Origin of the sequence: Pseudoroseomonas sp. WGS1072 (assembly GCF_049340465.1) — a bacterium.
Lineage (GTDB): Bacteria > Pseudomonadota > Alphaproteobacteria > Acetobacterales > Acetobacteraceae > Pseudoroseomonas.
Window position 1 is genome coordinate 54,741 of record NZ_JBMPSU010000003.1, and the last position, 19,075, is coordinate 73,815.

The window sequence follows — 19,075 nt, forward strand, 5'->3', positions numbered from 1 at the left end:
GTTCAATCCGTTGGAACGGATGGCTGCCGATCCCAGATCCGCTTGGTCGGATTCTGGCGCCAGATCTCCGCTGGCCGCAGGTAGCCCATGGCCACCTCGGCCGAGCGGTGCCGGGTCTGCCGCATGACCTGCGCCAGATCCGCCCCCGCCTCGCCGGCGGCCGTCGCCAGCCCGGCCCGCAGGGAATGGCCGGAGAAGCGCTCCCAGCCTTCCAGCCCGGCGTCCTGGGCCGCCACGCGCACCAGGCGCCAGACCGCCTTGTCGGACAGCTGGAGGCCGCTGGCGCGGCCTGCCTTGCTCAGCCCAACGAACAGCGGCAGCTCCGCATCCGAGGCGCCGCCGCAAAAGTCCGCAGCTTCCCGCCGGAAGCCCATCCAGGCCTGCCACGCCGCCAGCGGGCAGCAGGACGGCTCGGCCGGGTTGGCCCAGATGGCGACCAGCTGGCCGGCGCCATGCGGGTCGGTCTTGGAGCGACGGATGGTCACCTGGAGCCCCTTCCCCGCCACGGCCACCACGTCGCCCAGCGCCAGGCCAACCAGCTCGGCGCGGCGTAGCGCCGCCCCGAAGCCGATCAGCAGCAGCGCGCGGTCGCGGGCACCGAGCGGCGTGTCGGCCGCCGGCCGGGTTGCCAGCATCTTGCGCAGCAGATCCGGCGTGGCGGCGGGGCCTGGCGGCGTGGCCATGTGCCGGTGCTGCGGGTGATGCCTTCCAGCACCATGCGCAGGCGGGCATCGCCGAGATCCAACGCCAGGCCAGCCAGCCGGTGGGCTGCCTGGATGGCGGCCAGATGCACGCGGAGGGTGGCGACGGAGCGGCCGTCATCGGCCAAGCGCACGGCGTACATCGCAACGGTGTCGGGATCGGCGCCGAGCGGTTCGCGGCCGAGACTGGTGCACCAGGCCGCATAGCCGCGCCAGGCGCTGCGATAGGCCCGCCGACTCCCCTCCCCCCGTGCCCGGGTGGCATACGGAGAGGGCATGCAGCACCGCCGCTGGGCCCGTATCCGCCGGCAGGTTCAGGTCGCCCAGCAGGGAGGTGGAGAGGACGCAGCCAGTCATTCGGTAGTGTGCCTCAGACCAGCTTAATCCGGCCGTTTGGTCCCTCATGGCCGAGACGACCAGGCGGGATGGCTACTATGCGGCCATCGCTGCCTTCGCGTCCTAGGTGACCAGGAGGAATGGCTACCATGCGACCATCTCGGCCTTCCCTTCCGATGTGCTCAGGAGGAATTTCAACCTGAACACCGTCTCTGCCCGCCCTCTTCACTGAATCCTCCTCCATTTGCCGACCAGCTTAGAGGATTAGATCAGTGCAGCACGAACGTATTCCGTCCGAAAATGCCTGCCTTCGGACGGAGTAGGTGCCCGCCGATAGCGAACGCCACTATGGGTGGTTTGCAGACCTGACGCATCTCATGGCCAAACAGGCACGCCGTCCAGCCCCGCAGTTTCTGGAAGGCCAAAGATCAGGTTCGCATTCTGTACTGCATGGCCGGCCGCTCCCTTGCCGAGATTGTCGACCACGCCCATCGCGATCACCAGGTTGCGCTCTGGATCGGCCGCGTAGCTGACGAAGGCGAGGTTGGAACCGGTTGCCCATTTGGTCTGCGGCGGCTTGTCGGTCACGCGGACGAACGCCCGGCCGGCGTAGAAGGTCCGGGCCGCGTCCAGGCATTGCTCCGTGGTGGCGCGGCCACGGCAGTAGATGGTGACGAGTACGCCACGGGTCATCGGCACCAAGTGTGGCGTGAACACCAGCCCGGACGCGCTGCCGCCGCTCAGCCGCTCGATCGTCCTGGCCATCTCGGGCATGTGGGTGTGCTTGAGCAGACCGTAGGGCACCAGGTTCTCGTTGCTCTCGGCATAGCTAAACCGGCTGTCGGCGCCGCCCCGGCCGGCGCCGGAGATGCCGGTCTTGGCGTCGATGATGATGTTTTCCGGCTCGATCAGCTTGTTGGCCAGCAGGGGCGCTAGCGCGGTCAGCGTCGCGGCGGGGAAGCAGCCGGGGTTGGCAACGCGGCTGTGACCCTCGATCTGGGCTGGCCAGACATCGGCCAAGCCATACGCCCAACCATCGACGTAGCGGTGGTCGCCGCCGATATCGACGATCTTCACGTCCTTGGGGACGCGCGCCAGCGCCTCAGCCGAGGTGCCCGTGGGCAGCGACGCGAACAGGACGTCAAGCTTCGGCAGGGTCGCGGGGTCCCACTTCTCGATCACCAGCTCGGCCAGCTTCGCCGGCACCCCGGGGAAGCGGTCCACCAAACGGCTGCCGGCACTGCCTTCGCCCGCAGCGTAGACGAGTTCGAAAGACGGGTGGCTTGCGATCAGGCGCATCGCCTCGCCGCCGCCGAAACCGCTGATGCCGACAATACCGACGCGAATGCTCATGGTGATGTCCTGCTGCTGGAGTAAGGGCAAAGAAAAGCCCCCGAAGCCTAGGGCTGCGGGGGTTCGGAGATGCGGGCTGATGCCGCCTCGGGGGTGGACCGCTAGGGAGCGGACCTCACCGGGGAGGGGCCTGTCTGCACGCAGCCACGGAAGCCGCCGCTGAGAAGCAGCGACGGCGTCGGTTTGCGGGGCGGAGGTGAAGGCCACTCATGGGACATCACGGTAGTTGTCAATCTGAACATCTGTCAACGAGGGTCCGTAGCTGTGCCCTGCCAGGGTTGCTCGGGGTCTCGAGGCACTCCCTAACCTCACATTCCGTCCGAAAATAAGGACCGCCGGACGGACGGAGCGCCGCGCGAAGGTGCAAGGATGAGGTGCTCCTATCCCCCCTGTACTGTCGGTGTGGTGCTCCTGGTGTGTCTCACCTTAGCGACATCGGCCCAGCCGAACCGTGGAGCAGCATGTCGTGAGGACAGATGTCACCGGATCGGCCGATGACAGGACGATGCCCACGCAATCTTGGTACGGATGCCGCACCGGAAGAGTGGGAACTGCATCACCGGCGTCAACGCGAAGAGTATGAACACGGCCCCTAGTCCGCCAGGTGACGCCAGGTAATCGATGAGGAGGGCGGCGATGCTGACCAGCAGAATTGTCCAACAGCCCAGGATACCCACATAGATCCACCTCGGTCTGAGCAGCGGCGTAGGCCAGGCGGGCTTGTCGGCCATGACCCACCCTGCCCACGCGGCCAAACCTCCCGGCACAAGCAGGAAGATAATCGACGTCCTGATTCCAGTGATCACGCCAAGCAGGCCGCCTGCCACAGGCAAGATGAGGTAGGTCATCAGCACAAGGGCTGGAAACGCGCATCCCGTCGCATTTGGTTGGGCGGCCGGCAGGACCGCCTCAACTGGCATGTCCATTTGGACCTCAAGCGGCTTGTCGCTGGCCGGGGAATCAGATCCACTCGTCACGGCATCGCCAACAAAGTGGGGTCGGCTCCTTTTGGGGCAAGTGTGCAGGGCTGTCCACGGGTGAGACCGGTCACGCCGTCACTTCTAACACCGCGCCCCTCCATTCCGTCCGCAAAGAAGGATTATCGGACGCACCCCCGCCGCCTACATCGCCGCCGGGACGCCCGCGTCCGCGCTGAGCCGCACCAGCAGGGCGCCGAAATTCTCCTGCTGCTGCAACACCACCCTGCCCTGCCTGGCGAGTTCCAACCCCGCCAGGAAGGTGCTGGCCACGCCCGAACGGCGGCGCAGGCCGCCGGCTTCGCCGCTCTCCCGCGTCGGGACGAAGTGCTGCAGCGCGCCGCCGGCCGGGTGCTGAGACAACTGCGCCTGCAAGTGCTGCAGCGCCTCGGCCAGGGTCCAGACATCCAGGCTCGGCGGCGTGTAGCGCGGCGGCGGGGCGGCCGGGCGGGGCGGTTCCAGCAGGTCGAAACACGCCAGCAGCAGGTCGAGGATATCGCCCTGGTAGCCCGCCTGCCGCGGCGCGTCCGGCCGGCCGCGGGCGAAGATGTCGTGGCCGAGTTGCGGCCGCGCCTCCAGCCATGCCGCCAGCGCCCGCGCGTGCTGCCGCTGCGCGGCGCGGGCCAGCTCCTCCAGCAGGCGGTCCGCGTCGGCCGGCGCGGGCGCGTCCTCCGCCTGCACCAGCAGCCGGGATTTCAGCAACACCAGCCGGCTGGCGGCGATCAGCCACTCGCTGCGTTCGGCCAGCGATGCCACGCCGCGATGCGCGTCCACCGCCGCCAGGTACTGGTCGATCAAATCGCGCAGCGACAGCCGGGCCAGGTCCACCTTCTGCGCCCGCGCCAGCTCCAGCAGCAGGTCGATCGGCCCGTCATAGCCCTCCAGGTGGACGACCAGCGTGGCGCCTTGCACCTCCGCCGCTGGTGTCACCCGGCGCCGCCCAGGTCCAGCGCCAGTCGCGGCCAGGCCCTCGCCAGGCGCCGCACCGCCGCCCGCGGCAGCGTATCGGCGGCGAAGAAGCTGTAGCGCAGCGTGGCCGGCGGGCGCTGCCGCGCCTTGCCGGGATGCAGCATGGATTTGCGGAGTTCCGTTGTGCCCCAATGCGCCGCCAGCCAGCGTGCCGCGTCCGGATGCCGCGCGCCCAGGCCAAGGATCGGCGCCGGCACCGGTAGCAGCGCCTGCAGGTCGAACGGGCAGGCGCAGCTGTGGCCGAGGCCGGCCAGGGCGCGATCGTGGTGGTCCTGCAAGCGCTCCCGGAACTGCGCGGCGAAGATGCGGCAGGCCTCCAGCGACAGCCGCCCGTCCTGGGGCGCGCGTGCCGCCAGCAGGTGGAACACATCCTCTTCCTCGGCGGCGAAATCGCGCGCCCAGGGCGTCACCCCGGCTCCGGCTGCCGCCATAGCGAAGGCGCGCAATGCGTCCTCCGACCCCGAGACATCCAGGCGGCAGGCCAACCATTCCGTATGGCGTGCCGCCGTGTCCGCCGCCGGCTCCACCGGTGGTTGCCGGGCCAGCATCGCCCCGGCGCGGCCCAGTCCCTTCGGCCGCCCCGGGCGGGGCTTCGGGCCAGGAGCCGGAGGGTTTGGCGCCGGCGCGGGCGGGGCAGCCTTGTCCTCCCACGGGAACCGGAAGCTGCTCACAACCCGACTTCGCCCGCTGGGCTGTCGGTCAGCAGCCGGGCCAGGCGGACATAGCCGTGCATCGTCTTGAGGTCCCGGTGCCGGCTGTGCTGCATGATGTCGCGGTCGCGCAGGCCACGGTCATACGCCTCGGTGATGAAGCCGGCGCGCAGGCCATGCGCGGTGATGCGCTTGGGGCCGGTCACCGGCAGCCCGGCCTTCCTGGCATGGGCTTGGAGGATGAAGCGCACCGAATCCGCGTGCAGCCGTTCCCGCCCGATGGCGCCGGTCTGGTGCACGGCACGGAACAGCGGCCCGGTGCGGTGCTTCAACGTGGACAGCCAGGCTTCCACCGCCCGCACCGGGCAGGTCAGCGGGTTCCGCCCGCGTGGGATGCCCAGCTCCACCCCCTCCGCCGCCGTGTCGGTTTTGCTGCGCCGGATGCGCAGCCGCAGGCCGTCCGTCGTGTGCGTCAAATCCGTCACGTCCAGCGCCACCAACTCCGAACGTCGCAGCGCCCCGGCGAAGCCCAGCAGCAACAGCGCCCGGTCCCGCCGTCCGGTCGCATCCTCCCTGCAGGTCGACAGCAGCCGGCGCAATTCCGTCAGGCGGATGGCCGCGGCCGGTTGCACCGGGCGGCCATGCCGGCGCCGCGTGCCCTTCAGCGCCATCTGCACCTCGGCCGCGTCGGTTGGCGTCGGCTGGTGTGCCAGGCGGTGCGCCAGCCGGATGGCCGCCAGGCGCCGCCGCACCGTGGCTGGCGATTTCGTCTTGGCGCTGGTGACCAGATAAGCGGCGACGGTCTTTGGCGTCGCCGGCAGAGCGACGAAACCCATCGCAGTGCAAAACGCCAAAAAGTCTTTCCAGTCGGCGCTGTAGGCGCGCTGCGTCGCGGGCGCGAAGGAAAGCTGGCGGTACTCCTCGGTCGCTAGCAGCGCGGCCAGGCCTTGCTCCGTCGGCTCCGCCACCCATTGCGCCGCCTGCCCGCTGCCGATCGCGATCTCGCCGCCCATGCTGCTCCCCGGCCTCGATGCGCCAATGTGCCGGCCGTCTGGAGGCTGGGCAAGCGGTATTAACGGGCTTACTCGCGATAAGAGGCGTTATCGCGAGTGAGAGGCCCGCGGACACCCGCTAAACCATTGATTTTCAGCACCTCGTCTCGGATGTTTGGCCGGTTCACCGAGGTACAGCCTGCAGGAGTGGTTGCTTCAGCGCAGGCCACTGTTCCCTCGGGTCGCCAATGCGACCGCAAACTGGCCCGCCCGCGCAGCCGCCCGGGACGGCTGCGGCCTCATCGAACCTCGCCAGTGACCACCCCGTACGGGAGCAGGACGCGGAGCGAGCGGCGATCAACGCAAACAGATCCTCCATCCGCTCCAGGAGGAAGGCATCGGAGCTTGGTACCTTGCGTCAACGTTGTGGCCTGCTCGCCTGCCACGATCTTCATGACCCAGCTCACTGGAATGGGACCGTTGGCGCGTCGAGACCCCTTCCCCACCGGCAGACGCGTCGCGCGGGCCACCTGTCGTGCCGCTGGCGGCCTCCGTCTCGAAGCGGCTCAGCAGCCTCCTACAGTGCTGAAAGCGAGCGTCTGCATCCATTTCCTGGAGGGACGCGCCTCCAGTATGCCAGGCGTCCCTTTCGCCTTCTACCGCCGGTGAGATCAGCTTCGCGAGCTCGACCCAGTTGTCACGTCCGGTCGCCGGCCCCGCCGATGGCATCGAAGATGTCTGCCGGAAGCTGCCTTGTCGGCGTAACAACGACGTCCATACTGACGGGTCTAGGCAATGATAGTGCCATCCTGTCAATCGTATCAGGTGGCGCTCGATGTCCGTGCGTCGGCGGTCTGGAAGACAACCAGCACGTCCACTGCGCTGTCGAGCCGGGCAGAGATTCATGGAATTCTAAGCCTGGGTAGGTCGCCTGCGTAATTGGGCCTCCTCCCGAAGGATCTGACGATCCGATTGGCGAGGATGATGGATCAAAGAAGTTGAGCACGGGCAATGGGTCATCAGACCCTGGATCCTGGTGAGCGGGCGATTATCGCTCCCCGATTCGCGGCCTCTCTAGTGGGGACTTTTCCAGGCGAAACCGTTCAGCCGCCCACAGGCCGAGTGGGGACTTTTCCAGGGTCACGTGTGGACTTTTCCAGGAGGGGCCGCCGCCGTCGGAACGGAGAATCAAAGTCTTAACAGGAGTTGTCCCGGGGACTCTAACAGGCCTTACTAATAGAGTTTTATCAAATATCTCTAGCTACTAACACTCCCTGGAAAAGTCCCCGGTGACGAAGCCCCCCTGCCTGGGGCATGAAGCGTGTCTATGGGAACGGTGCATCAGCTCATCGAGCATGGAGGCAAGAAGGCGGCGCTTCAGGCTGACGTCGATCGCAAGGTCGTCGAGGCCGCGAGCCAGTTTATGAGCGACGAGGAGGCGGGCATCGGCTTCCTCTACTCCGGATGGTGTCAAGCCGCCCTGCCCCACCGGCGACTTCCCGACGGCCAGAGCTGGCAGATCCATAGCGAACGGATCTCCTTGATCGTAGAGCCTGGCTCCAAGCTCGGCCCAGACGGACGTAGCTTCGTCCCTTCCGGCGTTGCTTACGGGTCACGTGCCCGGCTGATTTTCTTATATCTCCAGTCCACGGCTATCCGCACGAAGAGCCGAGAAATCGAGCTCGGAGGGAGTCTGAGAGAGTGGCTTCAACGGATGGGCATTCCCCAAGGTGGGAAATCCCAGCGTGATGTGCGCGACCAAGCGGAACGAATCTCAAGATGCCGGTTCACCTTCCATATACAGCAGGGCCAAGGCAAGGTCGGATTGGTCAATCAGAACGTGGTTGATACCGCCCTCTTCGTGCCGAGCAGCGACGCCAACGAAAAGCAAGGGAGTCTGTTCGTCGAAACTGCCCGGCTGAGCGAAGTCTTCTTCGATCTCTTGCAACGGCATCCCGTTCCAGTCCAGGAGGCCGCCATCAGAGCCATCAACAACAACTCCGTAGCATTAGATATCTACGCTTGGCTCGCCTACCGTCTCCACGTCCTGAACAAGCCCACCCCTGTTTCTTGGACAGCCCTCAAGGCTCAGTTTGGTAACGGCGTGACCCGCATGGACAATTTCCGAGTAACATTCCTAGACAATCTCAAGCTCTCACTGGCCGTCTATCCGGATGCCAAGGTGGACCTAGAGGAGCGCGGCTTGGTGCTCCATCCTTCCCATCCGCCGGTGCCGGAGCGGGCACTCCGATAGGAGTGCACCTGGAAAAGTCCCCGAGGGTCTAGAGCAGTTTCCGCGTTCACCGATTCAGAAGAGGATTCCCTTCTGCGGCGGGATGTGATTCGCTTTTCCTCCTGCGAGGGAGGACAGGATGGCCCGAGCCTACAGCCAGGATCTCCGGACGCGTGTGCTCGACGCAACGGCACGCGGGATGTCGGCACGGCAGGCCGCAGCCCATTTCGGAGTGGGTGTGGCAACAGCCGTTGTGTGGGTACGGCGAGCGCGGGATGAGGGTGAGACGGCGGCACGCCGCCAGGGGCAGCCCAGAGGCTCCAAGCTTGATGGGCAGGCCGATTTCCTGCTCGACCTGGTCGCCGTCAGGCCCCTCATTACCCTCCGCGAGATGCAGCAGCGGCTGCATGACGAGCGCGGCCTCTCGGCGGGGATTGGCACGCTCTGGCGCTTCTTCGCGGCACGGGCGATCACCTTCAAAAAAAACCGCGCACGCCGCCGAGCAGGACCGGCCGGACATCGCCGCGGCCCGCGAAGCCTGGTTCGATCGGCAGCCTGACTTTCATCCTGATCGCCTGGTGTTCATCGATGAAACCGGTGCCAGCACCAAGATGGCGCGACTGCGGGGCCGTGCCCCACGTGGCGAGCGCCTGCGTGCAGGCGTGCCGCACGGACATTGGAAGACCACCACCTTCGTCGCCGGTCTCCGCCTCACAGGCCTGACCGCGCCTATGCTGCTCGATGGGCCCATGACCGCGCAGGCCTTCCAGGCCTATGTCGAGAAGGTCCTCTGTCCAACCCTGTGCGCCGGCGACACCGTCATCCTGGACAACCTGGCTGCGCATAAGCGCCACGAGGCCCGCCGGGCTATCGAGGCCACGGGTGCGTCCCTGCTGTTCCTTCCGCCCTACTCGCCGGACTTCAATCCAATCGAGAATGCCTTCTCCAAGCTGAAGGCGCTCCTGCGCAAGGCGGCGGAGCGCACCCTGGACGGGCTCTGGGCCACCATCGGCCAACTCCTCGATGCCTTCACACCAGCAGAATGCGCCAACTACTTCACCGCCGCCGGATATGAGCCGGAGTAGATGGAAAATGCTCTAGTCCAGATTAGATAGTCTGAGCATCTGCTAAGGTGCTGTGATGGTTCAGAGAAATCGCTATTTGTGCCACGCGCGCATCTCAGAGCCTGTTTGAGCGGGATCAGAGTGGGTTGATGAGGGCCTCGGTGGCGGCGAAAACGGCGGCGCAGGCGATGCGGGCGGCTGCGACGTCGAGGCGACCGGCGCGGTCACGCAGCAGACCGCCCCAGTGGATTAGCCAGCCGAAGGATCGCTCGACCACCCAGCGCCTGGGTAGCACAGCAAAGCCTTTTTGATCGGGCGCGCGAGTGACGACCTCGTGGCGCATGCCGTGCAGGTTGGACCAGAGGCGGCAGCGCTCGGCGGTGAAGGCACCGTCGAGGATCGCCACGCGCAGGCTTGGCCAGGCTGCCTTGCCCTCGTCGAGCGCAGGCAAGGTGTCACGCTCCTGGACCGGTCGGAGGCACTGCCTTCGACGGGACGACCGCGATGGCCAGCCAGTTGCCGTCAGCATCCACCATGGCCACCCGCTTGCGCCCCAACGTCCGCTTGGCGGCATCGAAGCCGCGTGGTCCACGCACCGGGATGCACTTCACCGTTTGCGTATCGATGATCGCCAGTCTCGGATCGGCTTTGCGGCCTGCCGCGCGACGGCGCAGCCGGGCCAGATCGCGCATCATGCGCCCAAACAGGCCCAAGGCCTGCCAACGTCGGAACCAGCCGTACACCGTGCGCCACGGCGGCATGCCCGGTGGCAGCGCCCGCCATCCGCCGCCTACCCGCAGGTGCCACGCAATGGCCTGCACCACGGCAAGGGTTGGTGTCGCGCCATCGCTGTTCGGTGGATCGGCCCGCTCCAGCCAGTCTGCCACCTCGCGCACTGCGTAGCTCGATACCATGTGCTTCAGGCGCGCCGCATGGCGTGCCCGATGCCGCTCCGTCCACATCTCTCCCACCTTTCCGCCCCGCCAGGCGGTTCATGGTGTTCACCTCAGGAGTAGATGGGGACGGACGACAGAGGGCCGCTCAAACGTACCCATCCGCCGACGGCCGCCTTTCGTCTCTCGGCTGAACCTGTCTTCTGATCTTAGCGACGTTCGTAGGAGCGTCTTTAAGATCGGGGTAGCGAGGCATGGAGATCATCACCGGGGTTGAACGGCGGCGTCGTTGGCGGCTTGAGGACAAGCTGCGGATCGTGGCGGAGGCCGGGGAGCCCGGGGCGCGCTTCGCTGAGGTGGCGCGGCGGCACGAGGTGAGCCGGAGCGTGCTGTGGACTTGGCGCACGCAGGTGCGGGAGGGGGCGCTGGCGCCCGAGCCGGTGCCGATGTTCGTGCCGGTGCAGGTGACGGCGGATGTGCCCGCCCCGCGCGGGAGTGTGCCAGCCGCGTCCTCAGCGCCCTCTGGCCCGGACGGGGCGAGATGCGAGGTTGGTGGAGGGCGGATCGAGATTACTCTGCCGAATGGTACGGTGATCCGGGTGGGCGAGGAGATCGGCTCGGCGGTGCTGCGGCGCGTGGTGGCGGCGTTGCGCGGATGATCCCGGTTCCTACGGGTGTGCGGGTCTGGCTGGCCGTGGGCCACACCGACATGCGGCGCGGCATGAATGGCTTGGCGCTGCAGGTGCAGCAGTCGCTGGGGCGTGATCCCTATGCCGGTGATCTCTACGTCTTTCGTGGGCGCCGAGGTGACCTGCTCAAGGTCGTCTGGCACGACGGGGTCGGTATGTCGCTCTACGCGAAAAGGCTGGAGCGCGGGCGGTTCATCTGGCCCTCGCCGGCGGATGGCTCTGTGGTGATCTCGGGATCCCAACTCGCCTACATGCTCGACGGGATCGACTGGCGGAACCCACAACGGACATGGCGCCCGGAGGTCGCGGGATAAGGCAGATCGGCACGCATTTCGACTACCAGCCAGGCGCGGATCTGTGATTCCATCCACGGCGTGACACCCACGCCGGACGCCTTGCCCGATGATGTCGCCGCCCTGCGCGCCGCCCTTGCGGCCGAACAACTGGCGCGCCGCGAGGCCGAGGCGCGTGCCTCGGGCGCCGAGGCGATGGTGGCGCATCTCAAGCTGCTGATCGCCAAGCTCAAGCATGACCGGTTCGGCGCCTCCTCCGAGCGCGGCCGCAAGCTGCTCGACCAGCTGGAACTCGAGCTCGACGAGCTGGTCACGGCCGCCAGCGAGGACGCGGCCAAGACCGGGAACGAGACCGGCAGGCAGGGGAGCGGCGATCGCGCCGGCCTCCCGCCGCGCCGCCAGCCCGTTCGCGCGCCCCTGCCGGCCCATCTGCCGCGCGAGCGGGTGGTGCTCCCGTCGCCCTCTGCCTGCCCCTGCTGCGGCGGCAAGCTCGCCAAGCTGGGCGAGGACATCACGGAGACGCTCGAGGTGGTGCCCCGGAGTTGGAAGGTGATCCAGACCGTGCGGGAGCGGCTCAGCTGCCGCGCCTGCGAGACCATCACACAGCCACCGGCACCATTCCACCCCATCGCCCGCGGACGGGCCGGGCCGAACCTGCTGGCGATGATCCTGGAGGCCAAGTTCGGCCAACACCTGCCGCTGAACCGCCAGAGCGAGACCTTTGCCCGCGAAGGGGTTGAACTGAGCGTCTCCACCATGGCCGACTGGGTCGGCACCTGCACGGCCATGCTGGCGCCTCTGGTGGCGCGGATCGATGCCCATGTCCTGGCGGCGGAACGCCTGCATGGCGACGACACCACCGTCCCGCTCATGGCCCGCGGCAAGACCGTCACGGCCCGCCTCTGGACCTATGTGCGCGACGACCGGCCCTTTGCCGGGCCGGCACCACCGGCGGCGATGTTCCGGTATTCGCGGGACCGCACGGCCGAGCACCCGAACCGACACCTGGCCGGATACACGGGGATCCTGCAGGCGGACGCTTATGCCGGGTTCAACAATCTCTACGAAGCGGGACGCAAGCCCGGCCCGATCACCGAGGCAACGTGCTGGGCCCATGGCCGGCGCAAACTGTTCAAGCTCGCCGAGGTTGCTCGCGCACCACTCGCGGCCGAGGCGGTGCGGCGGATCGACGCGATCTTTGATGCCGAGCGCGCCATCAACGGGCTGCCGGCCGAACAGCGCCTTGCCGTGCGTCGCGAGCACATCGCGCCTCTGGCGGCCGAGCTCGAGGTCTGGATGCGTGAGCAACGCGGCAGGCTGTCGCGGCATGCCGACCTCGCCAAGGCCATGGATTACATGCTCAAGCGCTGGGACGCGTTCACCCGGTTCCTGACCGATGGCCGGATCTGCTTGACGAATAATGCAGCCGAACGCGAGCTGCGCGGTGTGGCTCTGGGCCGAAAGGCATGGCTTTTTGCGGGAAGCGACCGCGGTGGCGAGCGTGCTGCCGCCATGTACTCCCTCGTCGCCACGGCCAAGCTGAACGACGTCGACCCGCGTGCCTGGCTTGCCGATATGCTGGCCAGGATCGCCGACCATCCCCTCTCGAAACTGGATGAGCTGATGCCCTGGAACTGGGCGCGGGAGATGCAGCGACGGAAGGTGGCGGCATGACCAGCAACAGCATTGCCCCTCTCAAGATCACCCTCGATGAGGTCAAGCCCGTGGTCCTGCGCCGGGTCGAGGTGCCGCTGACGATCCGCCTCGATCGCCTGCACCTCGTCCTCCAGGCCGCAATGGGCTGGACCAACAGCCATCTCTACGAAATCCGGGCCCGCGATGTGGGCTGGGGCATGCCCGACCCGGACTGGGGCGGAGGCCCTCTCGATGCGCGCAAGGCACGCCTCGTCGATGTCCTCGAGGACACCGGTGCGAAGACGCTGAAGTACCTCTACGACTTCGGTGATGGCTGGGAGCACACGGTCAAGATCGAGCGCGTCACGGAGGTCGCGCCGGGCCTCACATACCCGCTCCTGATCGACGCGACCGGACGCTGCCCGCCCGAGGACGTTGGTGGTCCCTGGGGCTACGCTGAATTCCTCCAGGCCATCGCCGATCCAAAGCACGAGAACCATGCTGAGATGAGCGAGGGGGCGGGCGAGCCATTCGACCCAGCCAAGATCGACATCGACGAGCATGCGAAGGCCGTCGCGGACCTCGCCAAGGCATGGTCACGCAAACCAGCCGTCAGGCGCAAGCCAGCAAGCTGATCACGGCCCTCCCAGGATCGGCACCCCCGAGGAGCTCAGCCCCGACCGGTAGCGGCGAACGCCGCCCACCACCTGACCTCGGCATCCGCGGCCTTGGCCGTATGGATACGCTCAAACAGGCTCTGAGAGGCCAAATTCCTTCCGATCCTGCGCTTCTTCCGCGCCGATCTGACCGCCTCTCAGGCATCGAACTCTCCGGCTTGGAACGCAAGACGACCCTGCGCCTCTTACCCTTTCTGCGAACGCATGGGGGATCGCCACCCGCGACTGTCCCTTCGCTGGCGAAGGTGGAATTCGATGAAAGCTTCTTCGGCCCTAGCCGTGTCCGCGGCGCCGGGTCGTGCCCCGGGTGGTGGTGTAGGAGGCAGCCGCCCAAGTTAGGGCGGCCATCGCGGTGATCCTCGGTAGGGTTGTGTTGCAACACGCAACTCTGACGCAAGGACGCCACGATGACCGACGAGAGGATTGCCCTTCGCGAGCTTCTGGAGAAGGGCTCTGACGCGACTTTTCTGCGGGAGATGATCGGCTTTGCCGCCCAGCGGCTGATGGAGCTGGAGACGGACGGCCGCTGCGGTGCGGGGCATGGCGAGCGCAGCGCCGAGCGGGTGAACCAGCGCAACGGTTATCGCGAGCGGGATTGGCAGACCCGAGCCGGCACGGTGGAGCTTCGCATCCCCAAGCTCCGCAAGGGCAGCTACTTCCCGGCTTTCCTGGAGCCTCGGCGGCTGGCGGAGAAGGCGCTGACGGCAGTCATCCAGGAGGCCTATGTCCAGGGCATTTCCACGCGCTCGGTGGACGACCTGGTCCGGGCCATGGGGATGGAGGGCATTTCCAAGAGCCAGGTCTCCCGGCTCTGCGCCGAGATCGACGGCCGGGTGCAGGACTTCCTGGGCCGCCCTATCGAGGGCGACTGGCCCTACCTGTGGCTCGACGCCACCTACGTGAAGGTGCGCGAGGCTGGCCGCATTGTCTCGGTCGCGGTCACCATCGCGGTAGGCGTCAACAGTGACGGACGCCGCGAGGTGCTCGGCATGGCGGTCGGCGCCTCCGAGGCGGAGACCTTCTGGACGGACTTCCTCCGCGGCCTGACCCGGCGCGGCCTGCGCGGCGTCAAGCTGGTCATCTCCGACGCCCATGAGGGCCTCAAGGCCGCAGTGGCCAAGGTGCTCCGGGCCACATGGCAAAGGTGCCGCGTGCATTTCGGCCGAAACGCCGCCGCCCATGCGGGCAAGACCCAGCGCCGCATCGTCTCGGCTTGGATCGGCACCGCCTATGCCGAGGCCGATGCCGCGGCCGCCCATGCCCAGTGGCGATCCGTGGCCGACCAGCTCCGCCCCAGGGTGCCGAAACTCGCCAGCCTGATGGATGCGGCCGAGGAGGACGTGCTGGCTTTCATGGATTTCCCGCGGGAGCACCGCGCCAAGCTCCACAGCACCAACCCCATCGAGCGCCTCAACGGCGAAATCAAGCGGCGCACCGACGTCGTCGGCATCTTCCCCAACGAAGCCGCCATCACCAGGCTCGTCGGCGCTCTGCTCCTCGAGCAGTCCGACGAATGGGCCACACAGCGGTCGCGCTACATGACGCTGGAGACCATCGGCGCTGTGAGCGATACTGCCCCCGTCAGCCTGCCCGCCGCGGCAGCCTGACACCGCGGCTCAGCCCGCTGAGGAGCGCCGCTCCTACACCACAGGGTGGGACACGATCCGGCGCCGGGCGCATGACGCCTGTCTTCGGCACCCTTGAGCGCGGCGGGTGCATGCCAACATCGTCAGAAACTGTTCCAAATCAGCGCTGTACGCCATCATCCGGGTAAGGTCGCTCTCCCCGCCAGCATCCATTTCGATGGCTGGAAGGGCTACGACGGCTTGGTGGAAGCAGGCTTCGCTAAGCACAACAGGACCCGGCACCGGGACGACTAGTTCGCTGAGGGCGGCGTCCACATCAATGGAATCGAAAGCTTCTAGAGCTTCTCAAAGCGCCGACTGGCCAAGTTTGACAGCGTACCAAAGGCCAGATTTTCACCTTTCCTGAAGAGGTACGGATCCCGCTTCAATCGCCGGCTTGAGGAACTTTACCGCCTCATACTTTGGTCCGTCCTAATCTGCTCGCCTCCTAATCTGACCAGATTCGTCCCCAGTTATCTTGTCAGGTGATTCGAGGCGGTGCTCAGGTTGCTCCCTTCCTGGAAAAGTCCCCGGCTTGGAGGATGCCTCTTGCCTGGAAGAGTCCCCGGACGGCCCTTATTAGACCATAAGGTGCTCTAGCCGCCTCGGGCTCCCTTCTTACAGACGATCCGGACCAAGCCGGACGCCTCCAGAAACCCCTCGCCTTGATGCCGTTCGGCTGATTCACTGACGCGGATCAGCGCGAGGGAAGGCGATGGTTCGGCAGCCTGGGTTCTTCGATGTGGAGGAGCGTTTGCGGGAGCTGTCGGCCAAGGGCGATGACCTCGAGCGGATCGTCGCGCTGGTTGATTTCACGATGTTCCGCGCCGAGCTGGAGCAGGCCGTGCCGCGCGCGGACGGCACGAAGGGTGGCCGCCCCGCCTTCGATCACGTGCTGATGTTCAAGATCCTGCTGCTGCAGGCGATGCACGGGTTGTCCGACGAGCGCTGCGAGTACCTCATCAAGGACCGCCTGTCCTTCATGCGCTTCCTCGGCCTCGCGCTGGCCGACCCGGTGCCGGACGCCAACACGATCTGGGCGTTCCGCGAGGCGCTGAAGCGGGCCGGCGCGGTGGAGCGGCTGTTCGCGCGGTTCGACGCCACGCTGCGTGCCGCGGGTTACCTGGCGATGGGCGGGCAGATCGTGGATGCGACCATCGTCGCCGCACCGAAGCAGCGCAACACCGAGGCCGAGCGGGCGGCGATCAAGGCGGGCAAGATCCCTGAGGGCTGGGCGGAGATGCCTGCGAAGCTGCGCCAGAAGGACCGCGACGCGCGCTGGACGGTGAAGTTCTCCAAGGCCAGGCCGCGCGAGGATGGCACCCCGCAGGTCGATCTCGCGGTTCCGGCCTTCGGGTACAAGAACCACGTCGCGATCGATCGCCGGCACGGCCTGATCCGCGGCTGGACCGCGAGCCATGCGGCCGCCCATGACGGGGCGCGGCTGGCGGAGGTGGTCGATGCCGGCAACACCGCCAGCGATGTCTGGGCCGATACCGCCTATCGCTCAGCGAAGAACGAGGCCTGGCTGGCTGAGCGTGGCATGGTCTCGCGCATCCACCGCAAGAAGCCCCCGGGGCGGCCGATGGCGGCAAGGACGCGACGGGCCAATGCCCGCAAGTCGGCCGTGCGCTCCGCGGTCGAACACGTCTTTGCCCGGCAGAAGGGGCCGATGGCGCTGGTCGTGCGCACCATCGGCATCGCCAGGGCACGGGTGAAGATCGGCCTCGCCAATCTCGCCTATAACCTCAAGCGGTTCGTCTGGCTCAGCAGCAAGCCCGCGACGTCGTAGCGGCACGCAAGTAGGCAAGCCGCCGCCATCGACTGAGCGGCTCCGTCCACCAGATGGGCACGCGCATCCGCATCCCTGAAGCACCGGCAGCCTCAAACCAACATCATCCGCCGAAGCCGCAGGGTTTCTGGAGGTATCCAGCCCACCTCAACGGACTCGGCTGGCTGCAAAATGGGCGCGGTCGTGTTCCCCTATTACCAGGCAAGAACGTTGGTTCTCCGTTCGAAGTCCTTGTCCGCTAGCGCAAGAATGTGGCGCAACTCGAGGTGTCGGGCGACATCCGGCTGGAACAGGCCTTCCACGGGGTAGAACTTAAGCCGTCCTGCGGTTCCCTTGAGAGCTTCGATGCGAAGCTAGAACGGCGGCGTACCCGTCTGATGTTAGCACAAGATGTGGCTGATGAGCTCTGGCGTCTAGGTCCTATGATCTGCTGCCGATGGTGGACGTAGGGTTTTGTTTTTGTTCCTGAATGCTCGGACAGGGTCAGGCTGTTAGCGTGGCACGAATGAACGGGCGTAGGGAACGGTATCCCAGCGCGCGATGAGGATGAACCCCGTTGTAATGGGCGAACCCGGCTGAGAGTAACTGCAGGATGGTCTGGGCATCTGGGATCTCCGCCTCCAGCGACTTCTTGCCAAGCAGCCTATGCAGTTCGCGGACTGGTGCTGCAGCGGCCGCGGTGCAGGCCCCCTCAGCCGTCAAGCGGTGCCAGGAGAAGAACTGGTTCGGATTTAACTCCATGCCGCCGGGCCAGCAAGCTTACCGAGGCGCCCGGCGCGTAGGCCTTCTCGACCATGCGGACCTTCTCGGCCGGTGACCATCTCCGGCGGCGCTGGACGGAAGGGATGACCGCCACCTTGGACGAAGCATCAGTCACAGACACAGTCACTAGCCTGCCCCTTACGGAAGCGCGAGACCCTGTCGGGGCATTAAAGGAGCAAGCTCATGTTTAGCCTACATGGGCCGCCCATTCGAGCTCCATAAGGCTAAAAGGCAGCGTCCCTCATAGTAGTTCAGGACCTGGACGGTGTGCTCGAGGTCCTCCCAGAAGCAGGGCGCCTCCTAAATATGCCCGGTATCCCTCCTACCCGGCGTGGTCGCCGCCATCCAACCGTTAGAGTTTACAACGACGTCCTCACCATCCACAGGGAGATGTCGCATGACCGCCTCCGGACCGATCGGCGCTGGCCATGAAGCATATCTTGCCCGACTTCGCCGCGGGCGCCGGCAAGGGGGGATGGCCCACTGCCCACTGCCTCGCCGCCTTGACAGAGCATGAACTGGCCGATCGCGCCAACCGGCGCGTCCAGCGCCACCTTCAGATACGCGTCTGCCGGCGGGCATGAGACTCGAAAACTTCGACCTCGAGGCCGTCTCGATGCTTAGGGTCAGGGCTCATAGCCAGAAGATAACCATAGCGGCGAGAGCGCATGCAGAGAGGAAGATATCGTCGCAGCGGTCATAGCGGGTGGCGACGCGGCGCCAGTCTTTGAGGCGGGCGAATGCGTTTTCGATCTTGTGGCGCTGCCGATACAGCGCTGCATTATGGGTGATGAGGATCTTGCGTGTTTGTCGGCCGGGGATGCAGGCGACAATATCTCGCTGCGCCAGGGCGTCGCGGAACCAGTCCGCGTCGTATCCTCGATCAGCCAGCAGCACTTGGGCCTTGGGCATCGAAGGCAGCAGCGCCCGGGCGCCGATATAGTCGCTCGTTGGACCGGCACTCAGATACAGGTTGAGGGGCCGGCCCTTGGCGTCGGCCAGGGCATGCAGCTTTGAGTTCAGGCCGCCCTTGGTGCGTCCAATGAGCCGTCTGCCGCCCCCTTTTTACCGCGCAGACTGGCAGCTGTGCGGTGGGCCTTGAGATGGGTTGCATCGATCATCACCGTCGAGGGATCACAGGCCTGTTCGGCAAGGACCTTCAGCATTCGGGCAAAGATGCCCATCCTGCTCCACCGAACCCAGCGATTATAGAGCGTCTTGGGCGGCCCATAGGCTGGTGGCGCATCACGCCAGCGCAGGCCGTTGCGATTGACGAAGATGATCCCGCTCAGCACGCGCCGATCATCAACCCTTGGTCTGCCATGGGAGAGCGGGAAGAACGGCTTGAGCCGCTCCATTTGGGCATCCGTCAGCCAGAACAGTTCAGTCACGCGCGCCGCCATCAATGAGTGGCGCAGTGAATCAGCCCATGCC

At 66.4% G+C, this 19,075-nt stretch carries 19 protein-coding genes; 8 read left to right on the top strand and 11 right to left on the bottom strand.

Annotated features, from left to right (window positions below):
* Positions 1-2 precede the first annotated feature (2 nt).
* The 7 genes from ACF3NH_RS20205 to ACF3NH_RS20235 form a co-directional block, all read right to left on the bottom strand.
* Positions 3-683: a site-specific integrase gene (locus tag ACF3NH_RS20205; RefSeq protein ID WP_422925466.1), complete on the bottom strand. Its 681-nt coding sequence runs from the start codon at positions 681-683 to the stop codon at positions 3-5.
* Entirely contained in the window at positions 572-979 is a 408-nt protein-coding gene (locus ACF3NH_RS20210) for a hypothetical protein (RefSeq protein WP_422925468.1), read from the bottom strand. The genes ACF3NH_RS20205 and ACF3NH_RS20210 overlap by 112 nt, the downstream gene beginning before the upstream one ends.
* Before the next feature lie 433 nt (positions 980-1,412).
* Entirely contained in the window at positions 1,413-2,390 is a 978-nt protein-coding gene (gene argC / locus ACF3NH_RS20215) for an N-acetyl-gamma-glutamyl-phosphate reductase (RefSeq protein ID WP_422925470.1), read from the bottom strand.
* Positions 2,391-2,869: 479 nt separating this feature from the next.
* On the bottom strand, positions 2,870-3,316 hold the full coding sequence (locus ACF3NH_RS20220) for a hypothetical protein (protein WP_422925472.1): 447 nt from the start codon (positions 3,314-3,316) through the stop codon (positions 2,870-2,872).
* Between the two features lie 195 nt (positions 3,317-3,511).
* Positions 3,512-4,297 (bottom strand): segregation and condensation protein A, encoded by a 786-nt coding sequence (locus ACF3NH_RS20225; protein ID WP_422925474.1) that lies wholly within the window; start codon positions 4,295-4,297, stop codon positions 3,512-3,514.
* Entirely contained in the window at positions 4,294-4,782 is a 489-nt protein-coding gene (locus tag ACF3NH_RS20230) for a hypothetical protein (protein ID WP_422925476.1), read from the bottom strand. Before ACF3NH_RS20230 ends, ACF3NH_RS20225 begins: the two co-directional genes overlap by 4 nt.
* Before the next feature lie 221 nt (positions 4,783-5,003).
* Positions 5,004-5,999 (bottom strand): site-specific integrase, encoded by a 996-nt coding sequence (locus tag ACF3NH_RS20235; RefSeq protein ID WP_422925478.1) that lies wholly within the window; start codon positions 5,997-5,999, stop codon positions 5,004-5,006.
* Between the two features lie 1,306 nt (positions 6,000-7,305).
* On the opposite strand from ACF3NH_RS20235, the gene ACF3NH_RS20240 reads away from it, so the two are divergent.
* Positions 7,306-8,232: a replication protein RepA gene (locus tag ACF3NH_RS20240; RefSeq protein ID WP_422925480.1), complete on the top strand. Its 927-nt coding sequence runs from the start codon at positions 7,306-7,308 to the stop codon at positions 8,230-8,232.
* A 118-nt stretch (positions 8,233-8,350) separates the two neighbouring features.
* Positions 8,351-9,296 (top strand): IS630 family transposase gene (locus ACF3NH_RS20245; RefSeq protein ID WP_198368402.1). Its coding sequence is split into 2 segments (ribosomal slippage): positions 8,351-8,691 and positions 8,690-9,296, totalling 948 coding nucleotides; the frame shifts between segments, so codons are not numbered across the junction.
* Positions 9,297-9,411: 115 nt separating this feature from the next.
* Here ACF3NH_RS20245 and ACF3NH_RS20250 read toward each other — a convergent pair.
* Positions 9,412-9,726 carry a transposase gene (locus ACF3NH_RS20250; RefSeq protein WP_422925482.1) on the bottom strand — a complete coding sequence of 105 codons (315 nt, stop codon included), beginning with the start codon at positions 9,724-9,726 and terminating at the stop codon, positions 9,412-9,414.
* 4 nt (positions 9,727-9,730) lie between these two features.
* Positions 9,731-10,237 carry a transposase gene (locus tag ACF3NH_RS20255; RefSeq protein ID WP_422925484.1) on the bottom strand — a complete coding sequence of 169 codons (507 nt, stop codon included), beginning with the start codon at positions 10,235-10,237 and terminating at the stop codon, positions 9,731-9,733.
* Positions 10,238-10,422: 185 nt separating this feature from the next.
* Here ACF3NH_RS20255 and tnpA point away from each other — a divergent pair, with 185 nt between their 5' ends.
* From tnpA to ACF3NH_RS20285, 6 genes are all read left to right on the top strand, one after another.
* The gene (gene tnpA / locus ACF3NH_RS20260) at positions 10,423-10,827 is read left to right on the top strand and encodes an IS66-like element accessory protein TnpA (protein ID WP_422925486.1); all 405 of its coding nucleotides are present in this window, start codon (positions 10,423-10,425) and stop codon (positions 10,825-10,827) included.
* Positions 10,824-11,171 carry an IS66 family insertion sequence element accessory protein TnpB gene (tnpB, locus tag ACF3NH_RS20265; protein ID WP_422925488.1) on the top strand — a complete coding sequence of 116 codons (348 nt, stop codon included), beginning with the start codon at positions 10,824-10,826 and terminating at the stop codon, positions 11,169-11,171. The genes tnpA and tnpB overlap by 4 nt, the downstream gene beginning before the upstream one ends.
* 60 nt (positions 11,172-11,231) lie before the next feature.
* On the top strand, positions 11,232-12,824 hold the full coding sequence (tnpC, locus tag ACF3NH_RS20270; protein WP_422925490.1) for an IS66 family transposase: 1,593 nt from the start codon (positions 11,232-11,234) through the stop codon (positions 12,822-12,824).
* A complete protein-coding gene (locus tag ACF3NH_RS20275; RefSeq protein ID WP_422925492.1) occupies positions 12,821-13,420 on the top strand; it encodes a plasmid pRiA4b ORF-3 family protein in 600 nt (199 codons plus the stop codon). Before tnpC ends, ACF3NH_RS20275 begins: the two co-directional genes overlap by 4 nt.
* Positions 13,421-13,869: 449 nt before the next feature.
* Positions 13,870-15,069 carry an IS256 family transposase gene (locus ACF3NH_RS20280; protein WP_422921854.1) on the top strand — a complete coding sequence of 400 codons (1,200 nt, stop codon included), beginning with the start codon at positions 13,870-13,872 and terminating at the stop codon, positions 15,067-15,069.
* 733 nt (positions 15,070-15,802) lie between these two features.
* On the top strand, positions 15,803-16,879 hold the full coding sequence (locus ACF3NH_RS20285) for an IS5 family transposase (protein WP_422922157.1): 1,077 nt from the start codon (positions 15,803-15,805) through the stop codon (positions 16,877-16,879).
* A gap of 691 nt (positions 16,880-17,570) precedes the next feature.
* On the opposite strand, the gene ACF3NH_RS20290 is transcribed toward ACF3NH_RS20285, so the two are convergent.
* On the bottom strand, positions 17,571-17,768 hold the full coding sequence (locus ACF3NH_RS20290; RefSeq protein WP_422925494.1) for a transposase: 198 nt from the start codon (positions 17,766-17,768) through the stop codon (positions 17,571-17,573).
* Positions 17,769-18,274: 506 nt separating this feature from the next.
* A protein-coding gene (locus tag ACF3NH_RS20295) for an IS5 family transposase (RefSeq protein ID WP_422925496.1) occupies positions 18,275-19,032 on the bottom strand; the annotation gives its coding sequence in 2 pieces (ribosomal slippage) (positions 18,275-18,693 and positions 18,693-19,032; 759 coding nt in all).
* Between the last annotated feature and the right edge of the window lie 43 nt (positions 19,033-19,075).

What these genes read in the sequence shown, in the direction of transcription:
- ACF3NH_RS20285 (WP_422922157.1), top strand. Translation starts at nt 15,803, where the DNA reads ATGGTTCGGCAGCCTGGGTTCTTCGATGTGGAGGAGCGTTTGCGGGAG.
- tnpB (WP_422925488.1), top strand. Translation starts at nt 10,824, where the DNA reads ATGATCCCGGTTCCTACGGGTGTGCGGGTCTGGCTGGCCGTGGGCCAC.
- ACF3NH_RS20210 (WP_422925468.1), bottom strand. Translation starts at nt 979, where the DNA reads ATGCCCTCTCCGTATGCCACCCGGGCACGGGGGGAGGGGAGTCGGCGG.
- argC (WP_422925470.1), bottom strand. Translation starts at nt 2,390, where the DNA reads ATGAGCATTCGCGTCGGTATTGTCGGCATCAGCGGTTTCGGCGGCGGC.
- tnpA (WP_422925486.1), top strand. Translation starts at nt 10,423, where the DNA reads ATGGAGATCATCACCGGGGTTGAACGGCGGCGTCGTTGGCGGCTTGAG.
- ACF3NH_RS20255 (WP_422925484.1), bottom strand. Translation starts at nt 10,237, where the DNA reads ATGTGGACGGAGCGGCATCGGGCACGCCATGCGGCGCGCCTGAAGCAC.
- ACF3NH_RS20220 (WP_422925472.1), bottom strand. Translation starts at nt 3,316, where the DNA reads ATGGACATGCCAGTTGAGGCGGTCCTGCCGGCCGCCCAACCAAATGCG.
- ACF3NH_RS20235 (WP_422925478.1), bottom strand. Translation starts at nt 5,999, where the DNA reads ATGGGCGGCGAGATCGCGATCGGCAGCGGGCAGGCGGCGCAATGGGTG.
- ACF3NH_RS20205 (WP_422925466.1), bottom strand. Translation starts at nt 683, where the DNA reads ATGGCCACGCCGCCAGGCCCCGCCGCCACGCCGGATCTGCTGCGCAAG.
- ACF3NH_RS20275 (WP_422925492.1), top strand. Translation starts at nt 12,821, where the DNA reads ATGACCAGCAACAGCATTGCCCCTCTCAAGATCACCCTCGATGAGGTC.
- ACF3NH_RS20280 (WP_422921854.1), top strand. Translation starts at nt 13,870, where the DNA reads ATGACCGACGAGAGGATTGCCCTTCGCGAGCTTCTGGAGAAGGGCTCT.
- ACF3NH_RS20240 (WP_422925480.1), top strand. Translation starts at nt 7,306, where the DNA reads ATGGGAACGGTGCATCAGCTCATCGAGCATGGAGGCAAGAAGGCGGCG.